The 9,557-nt window shown below is 34.5% G+C and carries 9 protein-coding genes; 8 read left to right on the top strand and 1 reads right to left on the bottom strand.

Going from position 1 to position 9,557, the window contains the following annotated elements; translation table 11 throughout:
- Positions 1 to 1,021: 1,021 nt before the first annotated feature.
- The gene (locus tag ACQKMD_RS19040; protein ID WP_427753932.1) at positions 1,022 to 1,249 is read right to left on the bottom strand and encodes a hypothetical protein; all 228 of its coding nucleotides are present in this window, start codon (positions 1,247 to 1,249) and stop codon (positions 1,022 to 1,024) included.
- A 156-nt stretch (positions 1,250 to 1,405) separates the two neighbouring features.
- Between ACQKMD_RS19040 and ACQKMD_RS19035 the strand changes: the two genes are divergently transcribed.
- From ACQKMD_RS19035 to ACQKMD_RS19000, 8 genes are all read left to right on the top strand, one after another.
- Positions 1,406 to 2,107: a response regulator transcription factor gene (locus ACQKMD_RS19035; RefSeq protein ID WP_427753931.1), complete on the top strand. Its 702-nt coding sequence runs from the start codon at positions 1,406 to 1,408 to the stop codon at positions 2,105 to 2,107.
- Positions 2,104 to 3,585 (top strand): sensor histidine kinase, encoded by a 1,482-nt coding sequence (locus tag ACQKMD_RS19030; protein ID WP_427753930.1) that lies wholly within the window; start codon positions 2,104 to 2,106, stop codon positions 3,583 to 3,585. Before ACQKMD_RS19035 ends, ACQKMD_RS19030 begins: the two co-directional genes overlap by 4 nt.
- Complete coding sequence (locus ACQKMD_RS19025; protein ID WP_427753929.1) at positions 3,554 to 4,633, top strand: LolA family protein; 1,080 nt, start codon at positions 3,554 to 3,556, stop codon at positions 4,631 to 4,633. The genes ACQKMD_RS19030 and ACQKMD_RS19025 overlap by 32 nt, the downstream gene beginning before the upstream one ends.
- A 65-nt stretch (positions 4,634 to 4,698) precedes the next feature.
- Complete coding sequence (locus ACQKMD_RS19020; protein WP_427753928.1) at positions 4,699 to 4,989, top strand: DNA-binding protein; 291 nt, start codon at positions 4,699 to 4,701, stop codon at positions 4,987 to 4,989.
- 958 nt (positions 4,990 to 5,947) lie between these two features.
- Positions 5,948 to 6,259 (top strand): RNHCP domain-containing protein, encoded by a 312-nt coding sequence (locus ACQKMD_RS19015; protein WP_427753927.1) that lies wholly within the window; start codon positions 5,948 to 5,950, stop codon positions 6,257 to 6,259.
- A gap of 79 nt (positions 6,260 to 6,338) precedes the next feature.
- On the top strand, positions 6,339 to 6,761 hold the full coding sequence (locus ACQKMD_RS19010) for an NUDIX hydrolase (RefSeq protein WP_427753926.1): 423 nt from the start codon (positions 6,339 to 6,341) through the stop codon (positions 6,759 to 6,761).
- A gap of 647 nt (positions 6,762 to 7,408) precedes the next feature.
- Complete coding sequence (locus tag ACQKMD_RS19005; RefSeq protein ID WP_427753925.1) at positions 7,409 to 8,494, top strand: tetratricopeptide repeat-containing glycosyltransferase family 2 protein; 1,086 nt, start codon at positions 7,409 to 7,411, stop codon at positions 8,492 to 8,494.
- A 365-nt stretch (positions 8,495 to 8,859) separates the two neighbouring features.
- A partial coding sequence (locus ACQKMD_RS19000; RefSeq protein ID WP_427753924.1) for a hypothetical protein occupies positions 8,860 to 9,557 on the top strand: 698 nt, incomplete at its 3' end.

Raw genomic sequence — 9,557 nt, 5'->3', positions numbered from 1 at the left:
TGATGTTTAGTGTGGTAACTTACATTTTACACGGAATCGTTATGGGCGTTTTCTATTTTGTCTTGGTGTTGCACTTAATATTACAATTCGTCATATAAATAAAGGTAATAGTTCATTTTTGTAGAAATTAATATAAAACCGCGGCGTAGTAATGCGTACACAGATAATAATGAAAGGAGAAATAAACTATGGCGATTTACTATGAAGTAATTTGTGGCTTGTGTAAAGACCAGTATAAATTGCTGGAAGGTACTAAGCATTACAAGCTTTTTAAAGAGAGGAAAGCAAAAAACTTTCATTGTGTAAGTTGTACAAACAAATTGGAGCAAGTTGCGAAACGAAAAAATCTAAAAATAAACTTTTAACTTAAGAGTCAGTTATGAATAGACTAGAAAAAGATTTAAAACTACAAGCGTAGCAGATTATAACAGAACAGCAGAGAAATAATACATAGGATGCCAGATTGCTATCAACAGCTGTCTGGTTTTTTTTTACTTGAAATAAGAATAGGTGGTGTGATTTTTCGGAAGTGCACTTGTAGGGATATATTCGAACGTATTAATTCAAATTAATCTTTTCTATTCTTATGAAAATCCCTTGCCCAATTATAAAATGCTAAAACCACTGTCATAATCAGAGTTATCATTAAAGTATCTACCCATTGCAATTCAGAATATATTAGATAATTACTTATTAAAAATGCAATATAACCAACAAAAGAAAGCGACGAATAATATTTTAGTTTTCGCATTAGAATTCACATCCCTTGAAGTTATTTAATCACAATTATTAGATCTAGGGAATTTCTTCTCCAGTGCTTGAGAACTTGAAAAATGAATTTAACCGAGCAAAACCAATATCCCTGGGATAGTCGCTTTTCCTCCAGCTTTCACAAATAATGTTACCCCTTTAGTAAGGTTACCTTCCATAATTGAAGTAGCTATAGACGCTAACACTGTAGTCACACCAAAACCAAATTGTCCTTTACTTTTTTTCCTATACATTTATTTGATGCAGAAAGTTATGCATCACTATTTTTCTTTAATAACCAACCGCATGCAGCTACTCTAGATTGGATTCCAATCTTCTCATAGATAGAAGTATCCTTTAATTCTATTTCTAATACTTCCTTTTTAAATCCAAGGTGTACACCATTACAATAAGCTTCAGCATCTCCAAATAATAGATCTAATGTTTTTGCAACAGCTTCCTCTAATTTCGCTTCATCTTCATAATAGAGCTTATTCATAAAATAGTTTTCATATAGTAATTTCTGATTTCTAATGTATTATGGAAGGTTTCACTTTAAAATGGAAATAGTTGCGTTTTTGTAATTATAAAGAATTTATTAAGTTTCAAGAAAAGGAAATTGGTTATGTTACATTGTTTTCAGGAGGAATCATTTATGAAATGGCAGTTATTACTTGTGGAAGATGACATTGAAATTGCAAGGGTCGTACGTGATACATTTTTACGTGAAGGCTACGGAGTTACTTTGGCGACGACTGGATTAGAAGGATGGGAAGACTTTCAGAGCAATACGTATGACATCGTTTTGGTAGATCTAATGCTTCCGGAAATGGACGGACTAACACTGTGTCAAAATATACGCTGGAAAAGTGATGTTCCAATCATCATTATTAGTGCGCGTAAAGAGGATGAAGATAAGGTAGAGGGCCTACATTTAGGAGCAGATGATTATTTGGCAAAACCGTTTAGTCTGGCAGAGTTAAAAGCGAGAGTAGAATCCCAACTTCGCCGTTGGAGACGCTATCAGGGGGTTCCCGAAGTAAATGTTAAAACAACCTTTACGAACGGTTTAACAGTCGATATAAATAACGAAAAGGTTTACCGACATAACGAAGAAATCCATCTAACACAAAAAGAGTTCGCGTTATTCAATGTAATGGTTCAAAATCCGCAGCGAGTTTTCACGAAAAGTGAATTATATCAGCATGTATGGCAACAAGTAGATGCTGACAGTTTACAAACCGTCACCGTTCACGTCAAAGGCCTTCGTGAAAAGCTAAACGACCCGGTTAAAAATCCGCATTTTATCCAAACGGTGTGGGGGAAAGGGTATCGTTTCATAGGTGAATTATTATGAAGCTGAAAACTTGGTTATTGCTGTCTTATTTTATCGTCATGATCCTCCCATTAGCTGCAGCTTATGCGCTCTTTGCATGGGTTAACGCTTATCATGAAGATCGCAATGTAGAAGAATATTTTGAAAAGTGGACAGAACTTCAAAAAATATCTGCTGTTTTAAAAGAACCAAATCTGTATGAACCAGGAATTAAGAGACCGCAAGTAGAGGAATTATCGAATGCAGAAACAGCTATTGTATTGTACCGAAATGACGGACTTCCATTGTATAATTCAGATCCTCTTGTGAATTCAGTGAGTCTTTTACAGTCTAAAGACACATTGTATAAAAACTTATTTCAATTTGAAAATAATTATCGGAATTACTCGTACAAAGAACCTGTTTTTTCTAGAAATGAATTAGTCGGTTTTTTTGAAGTCAATTTAGCTAGGGACGAGTGGATTGATGGTGTGAATAATCGTACATGGTCTGTCATCGCACTATTCATAGGCATTTTTAGCATTATATTTATAAGTGTCTCGATGTTAGTTAATCGTAAGTTAAATAAAAGATTATCACAATTGATGAAGCAAATGATGGCTTTTGCTAGTAGAGAAAAAGTTGAAGATCTGCAAACAGCAAATGATGAGATTGGTGAGCTAACTGCGAGTTTTTACAGTATGCGAGAGCAAATTGAAGAAGCAAGAGAGAAAATAGCTAAAGAGCAAAAAGAAAAGGAATTTATGATTGCGGCCATTTCACATGATCTAAAAACACCATTAACATCCATTCGAGCATATGCAGAGTCATTGTCAACTGAACGCAATTTACCAGAAGGAGAGTATGAGGAATATAGGGGAATCATCATTAACAAAGCCAATTATATGCAGCATATGTTAGATGATTTACTAATGTATACCTTATTGCAATCGTCGACATATGAAATGGAACTCGTTCAAGTAGAAGGCTGTGAATTTTTTGATATGCTGCTGTCCGATTATGAACCACTTTGCTATGAAAAAAATATTACATTAGAAGTGCAAAGTGAAATCGAAGGTATATTCAATGTTAATCCAAAGCAACTTATGCGTGTAACAGATAATTTAATGAGTAATGCCATTCAACATACACCAAAAGAAGGTTTTATTTGGCTAGCGGTGGTGTCTTCAGACAACTTACCTAAGTGGGTTTTCCCTTTTGTTACACAAGAAATGCAGTTAGATGGACCACTTTTAATAGTCCAAAATGGTGGTGAAGGAATTGACAAAGAAGAGCTAGAACACGTATTCGAGCCTTTATTCCAAGCAGACATAGCGCGCAGTAAAAAGGGTGAAAGTGGAACAGGACTTGGACTTAGTATTACGAAACAAATAATTGAAAAACACGGCGGCAAGGTGCAAATGTTGTCGCATAAAACAATGGGTACTTGTGTCATCTGTAAGTTATCAAAAATAGAAGGAATAGGTGATGGAAATGAAAACAATATTCAAAACGATTAGTTTAGTAGGTGTCATGACAATTGGTTTAGTTGGCTGCTCTTCGGAGGAAAGTAAATTTTCTCCTGAGCAAGTTATTCAAAATACATTAAAGGAAGCAAAACCAGTTGGTCCTTACTATGGTGAATATGATATGACACTAGCTAAAGAAAAGATGCACGTTAAAGAATGGGTTGGCAAAGATAGCAAACGACGCATTGAAATTAGCGATGATAAAGGCAAACAACAATCTCTTTCAGTAAATGATGGGGAAAATATGACAAGCTATGATCAAGCTCAAAATACAGCTATTGTTATGTCATTATCAGATGAATTAAAAGGTGTTTCACAACCTTCACCAAAGGAACAAGCAGAACAATTGTTAAAAGTAGTGAAGGATACGCATGATATATCACTAAAAGGGGAAGAGAAAATCTTAAATCGTGATACTTATCATCTAGTTGCTAAGGGAAAAGGAGAAAAAACGCTTTTCGGTGATATAGAAGTTTGGGTTGATAAAGAAAACTGGATGGTGTTAAAAACCAACATTTCGACTGTAGGTGGTGATACTCAAACGGAGTACACTAAAATCGATTTCGATGCGAAAATACCTGACAGTACATTTACACTTGATTTACCAAAAGATGCGAAAATACAAAAAATTGATAGTACAATGAAATCAGAACAAATAACATCTAAAGAACTTCCAACTGTATTTAAAAAGACATTTCTCTATTTTCCGGAAAAAAGTAAATTAAAGATGGCTAAAATTGAAGTAATGGATGTAGTTGGTCATAAGGAATTAGAAATTGACTATGAAAAGGACGGAGTTGTTTACTTCTCGCTTACAGTTTTGCCAACACCAAAAGATAATGGTGAAAAAACGGAAAAAATTCCAGGTGAAAAAAATGTAAAAGTACGCGGACAAAAAGGTTCTGTCATGGAAATGAATACTTTCCGAAGCGTCTCTTGGTCAGAAAAAGGTTTTAATTACACAATCATGCCAACTGATCCTGATTTAAGCGTTAAGGAAATCTTGAAAATGGTTAAGGATATGAAGTTAGTGAAATAGATAAATCTAATTTTATGTAACCGTTAGTAGCTGTCGTTACTAACGGTTTTAAAGGAGTTTTAAAGTTGAGTTATGATTTTATTTGGCTAGGATTAAGTATTATAGTAGCCGGTTATCTAATAGGAAATGGTTTGAAAAACTTCGGCAATCCAGATGCAAAGAGCTTGCTGGACATACTGAACGATGAGGAAGAAATTGAACTAATAGATGCAAAGGAATTGCACGTATATTTAAATGTGCCAAAAGAAGCAACAAGTAATTTTGTATACGAACATCCAGAGGTACCGATTATTGAAATGAATGGGCATATCTTTTTTCAGAAGCAGCGGATAAGTGAGTGGTTGGAGCGTCAATGAAAACAAAATAGAGCTGAAAGATTACAATAACCCCATCATTAGTGTGCCATATATCTTTTATTATGCTTGCCTTGAAATCATAATAAGAAAGTACACTTTCCTTAGGTATTTCTAAACCACTATAATTATTTGTTCTATCACCAATATTGGCTATGAAATACCCCCCTCTTTTTTTTTATCAAATTTAAAGACTCTGAGTTTTAAATACTTTGAGTTACTTTCTAGTAACGGTTTAATTTTTTGCTATATGAAAATTAGGGTACTCGTCTGCTAATAAGACTCTCATGAGATAACATTTTTTCTTTATCTATTTGGAGAAAATCCACATTAATTAATTCAGTTGTCAAATTTTAAACAAATAATTGCATTGTATGATCTTTTGCACTATCTACATAAAACACTTTATGATTGCGTTCAGAATAGGCGAAAGAAGTGTAATGCGGGGTATTCTTTTTTAGTAATATTGTATTTTCCTTTCGTGTCGGGTAGATTCAAAGAAAAGTTACTATGCACTTGCCTCTTTTTATACTTATGTAAATCTAGATGTAAAAAATTCATATCAATATAACAATATAGTTAATATTTAACATAATTCTGTTATAATTAAGTTAAATACTTTGAACATATTGAGAGTTGGAGTGGTATTTTGAAAACCATTATTAAAAGTGAACGTGCTGTTTAGGGGACGATGCCTTAGTCAGTGATTGAAAGAGAACACCTACTAGTGGAGGGTGGCGTTGACTGTCCTACAGTGGTTGATACAAATTCATAAAGTCAATCGAGGTCCGGATCTTGAGATGAAAAAAGCTCAAGTGAAGCAGGAACTAGAAGTAATCGCTTCGTAAATCGAGGCGGTGAATGGGTCCATTTCTTACAAAAGCCTGAAGCTACAATGTCTAGTAAAAACGAACGGAACCCTTTCTCCATAGATGAAAATAACATCTTGGAGGAATGGCACGTGAGCAGAAAAACAGAAAATACAGCATTTCAATGTGAGCAATGTGGCTCGAAAATTAAACCATTAACAAATGGGAGCTTCCGTAATCACTGTCCATATTGCTTATATTCTAAGCATATGGATGATAAACCGGGTGACCGAGTTAGTGTATGTAAAGGTTTAATGGCCCCTATTGGCATAGAATACTCAAGTAAAAAGGGATATCAGTTAGTCCATGAATGTGTGAAATGTCACAAGGTGGGGAAAAATAAAGTTGCAGTGAACACAGCTCAAGAAGATCAGCTTATTTCTTTTATGAAGTCTGTCGTTTAAAAATTAACTATGTTCAAAGTACAAAAGGATATTCCATACGGGATATCCTTTTATTTTTAATATTAGGAGGGTAATAAAATTGACAGAAATAAATAAATTTGTTGTTGTAGTAAAAGGGATTGTTTTTAATGAAGGAAAAATATTAATTGTTCAACGATCTCATGATGATGAAATTGGTGGTGGAACTTGGGAATGCGTCGGGGGAGAAGTAGATTTCGGAGAAGATTTAGAAGGGGCGTTGGTACGAGAATTTATTGAGGAAGTTGGTCTAAATGTTACTGTTCTGAAGCTTTTATATGCAACCACGTTCAAAGTCACTCCAACTAGACAAGTGGTAATTTTAACTTACTTATGTAGAAGTAAAGATTGTAATCTAGTTCTTTCCAAGGAACATATTGATTATCGTTGGTCAACAAAAGAACAATCAGAATTTTTATTAACACCAGAAATAATCAGTGATTTCAAGAAAAATAATGTGTTTTCTATGAATGAGTGGCGATGATACATATTCTTTAATTAAATGATACCTTGAACCCCCAGTCAATTAGTGGAGTTGATTGTTGCGCAAGTTTTAGTATTTGTATTATACGGTTTAGGTATTGATGCTGTAGTTTGAGTTTCTTTAACAAGTATTATTTCTACTATTGATACTGTCTCTAATCTATACTTCCCTAGCATGAACACTATTTTTGTAAGAATTATTTTATAATGATGTCCATTATGGTGTTTCTTGGCCATGGTTGGTATATTAGTCGTCAAAAAATAACGGATGAGATGCAATAAAGTAATAGTAAGAAGGAAAATTAAATCTTGAATTAATGAAAATTCATTTTGGGCGAACCAACTCAAAATGAATTTTTTATTTCCTTTATTGATTTAGCATAGGAGAAAATAGCTGCTTCCTATATTAAATATTTGTTCTAAATTGTATATTATTAAACAGAAATTTTTAAAAAATGATTTCATTTCGACTACATGTACATAAAAGTTTAATTCCGGATGAATAGGAGTGTATAATCCAAACCAAAATTTTTATAAGCGAGTAACAATTCTTTCTTTTACACAAAAAATTAACCCAAGAAGGAACCTTTTCATGTCCTTGACGGCCTTTTGAGCATATAAATATAGGATGGAATTGGAGGGATCTGTTTGGTAACAATAAGTTTATGTATGATTGTTAAAAATGAAGAAGAAGTAATCGGTAGATGCTTAGCTTCAGTGAAGGATGTTGTAGATGAGATTAATATTATCGATACAGGTTCAACAGATAAGACAAAGGATATTGTGAAAGAATATACGGATCGTATTTTTGATTTTGAATGGATTGGAGATTTTGCGGCTGCCAGAAATTATTCATTTGAACAGGCAACATCGGATTACATTTTGTGGCTAGATGCAGATGATATTTTTACAGATGAAAATCGTGAGAAACTGAAAGTATTAAAGGAAACTTTAGAATCTGCAATTGATGCAGTTTCAATGAACTATAATTTATCACATGATGCAGAAGGAAATGTCATTACTTCATTAAGAAGATATCGTTTGGTGAAAAAAGAAAATAATTTTAAATGGGTAGGGTCTGTCCATGAATTTCTAGCAGTCTCTGGTAACTTATTTGATAGTGAAGTAGCTGTATCGCATATGCCACTTAGTCACGATAGCGATCGTAATATACGAATTTATGAAAAAATGTTAAAGGACGACCAGCCTTTCTCGGCTCGTGATACTTTTTACTTCGCAAATGAATTAAAAGACCATGCTCGTTATGAGGAAGCCATTATTCAATATGATACTTTCCTTGATTCAAAATTGGGCTGGATTGAGGATAATATACGCGCGTGTTTTAACTTAGCAGATTGTTATAGTTTCTTGGAAGATAAAGAAATGGCATTTAAGTCATCATTGAGATCTCTTCAATATGATGTGCCACGCCCTGAAGCTTGTTGTCGTGTAGGTTTTTATTTTATGGAACAAAATAAAAATACAGAAGCGATCCATTGGTATGAAAAAGCGATTTCATACAAAAATGATTTAAAACTTAGTTTTCAAAATAAAAGCTTTTTTACTTGGTTGCCTCATTTACAGCTATGTGTTTTATATCATCGATTAAATCAATTAAAAAAATCATATGAACATAATGAAATTGCGCTTAAATATAATCCCACTAATCAAACCATTATTAATAATAAAAAGTATTTTGAGGACAATGTGAATTTGGAAGAAAAGACATTTTAGAAAGTGGAAATTACAGATAAAAGCCTTTGCTGATTCATTTTTCTGGATATATTTAAAAGAACGATTGGAGAGTATTCTTCAGCCGTTTTTTTGTTTTGTTGTCAAAAATGTTAATAGTTTTACTTGAGGGTTTTAATAGATTAAGAAATTTTTAATTCTGATACCTATATTGTATTACAGGAATATTTTAGATATAAGCATATCCCATTTTCATTTTACACTTTAATAGCCATGCTAGAGAAATACATAATTATCAGACTACCATGAATGAGATGATTATCCGATTTTTTTTCTGTCACACTACAATTCGCCTAATATTAATCTATTTCACGAGAATAGTATGTATATGATGGTAGGTGATATTAATGGACTCAAATAAAACGAGATGTCCTATTTGTAATAATTATCAATGTTCTTGTAACCACAAGAAAAGAAGTCCTAAAAGATGTATTAGATATTTAGATTATATAGATCCATGTGAACCTCTTTTTATAATAGATCATTGTCATAATAGAGGTAAAACAGGAGCAACAGGAGCAACAGGAGCAACAGGACCAACCGGACCAACCGGACCAACAGGAGCAACGGGACCAACAGGACCAACCGGAGCAACAGGACCAACCGGAGCAACAGGAGTAACCGGAGTAACTGGTGTAACAGGACCGACCGGAGTAACTGGTGTAACAGGACAAACTGGCGCAACAGGGGTAACAGGACCGACCGGAGTAACTGGGTTAACAGGACCAACTGGCGCAACCGGGGTAACTGGCGTAACGGGACCAACTGGAGCAACTGGGGTAACCGGAGCAACTGGGGTAACCGGAGCAACTGGGGTAACCGGAGCAACTGGGGTAACCGGAGCAACTGGGGTAACCGGATCAACTGGGGTAACCGGATCAACGGGAGTAACCGGATCAACAGGAGTAACCGGATCAACGGGAGCAACTGGGGTAACCGGAGCAACGGGAGTAACCGGATCAACGGGAGCAACTGGGGTAACCGGAGCAACGGGAGTAACCGGATCAACGGGAGCAACTGGGGTAACCGGAGCAACGGGAGTAAC

The sequence above is a fragment of the Viridibacillus sp. NPDC096237 genome (assembly GCF_050278625.1).
Taxonomy (GTDB): domain Bacteria; phylum Bacillota; class Bacilli; order Bacillales_A; family Planococcaceae; genus Viridibacillus.
This window is presented reverse-complemented; position numbering and strand designations above follow the sequence as displayed.

Bases quoted from the DNA above. Each gene is read 5' to 3' on its own strand.
- ACQKMD_RS19040 (WP_427753932.1), bottom strand. From the start codon at position 1,249: ATGAATAAGCTCTATTATGAAGATGAAGCGAAATTAGAGGAAGCTGTT.
- ACQKMD_RS19030 (WP_427753930.1), top strand. From the start codon at position 2,104: ATGAAGCTGAAAACTTGGTTATTGCTGTCTTATTTTATCGTCATGATC.
- ACQKMD_RS19035 (WP_427753931.1), top strand. From the start codon at position 1,406: ATGAAATGGCAGTTATTACTTGTGGAAGATGACATTGAAATTGCAAGG.
- ACQKMD_RS19025 (WP_427753929.1), top strand. From the start codon at position 3,554: ATGGAAATGAAAACAATATTCAAAACGATTAGTTTAGTAGGTGTCATG.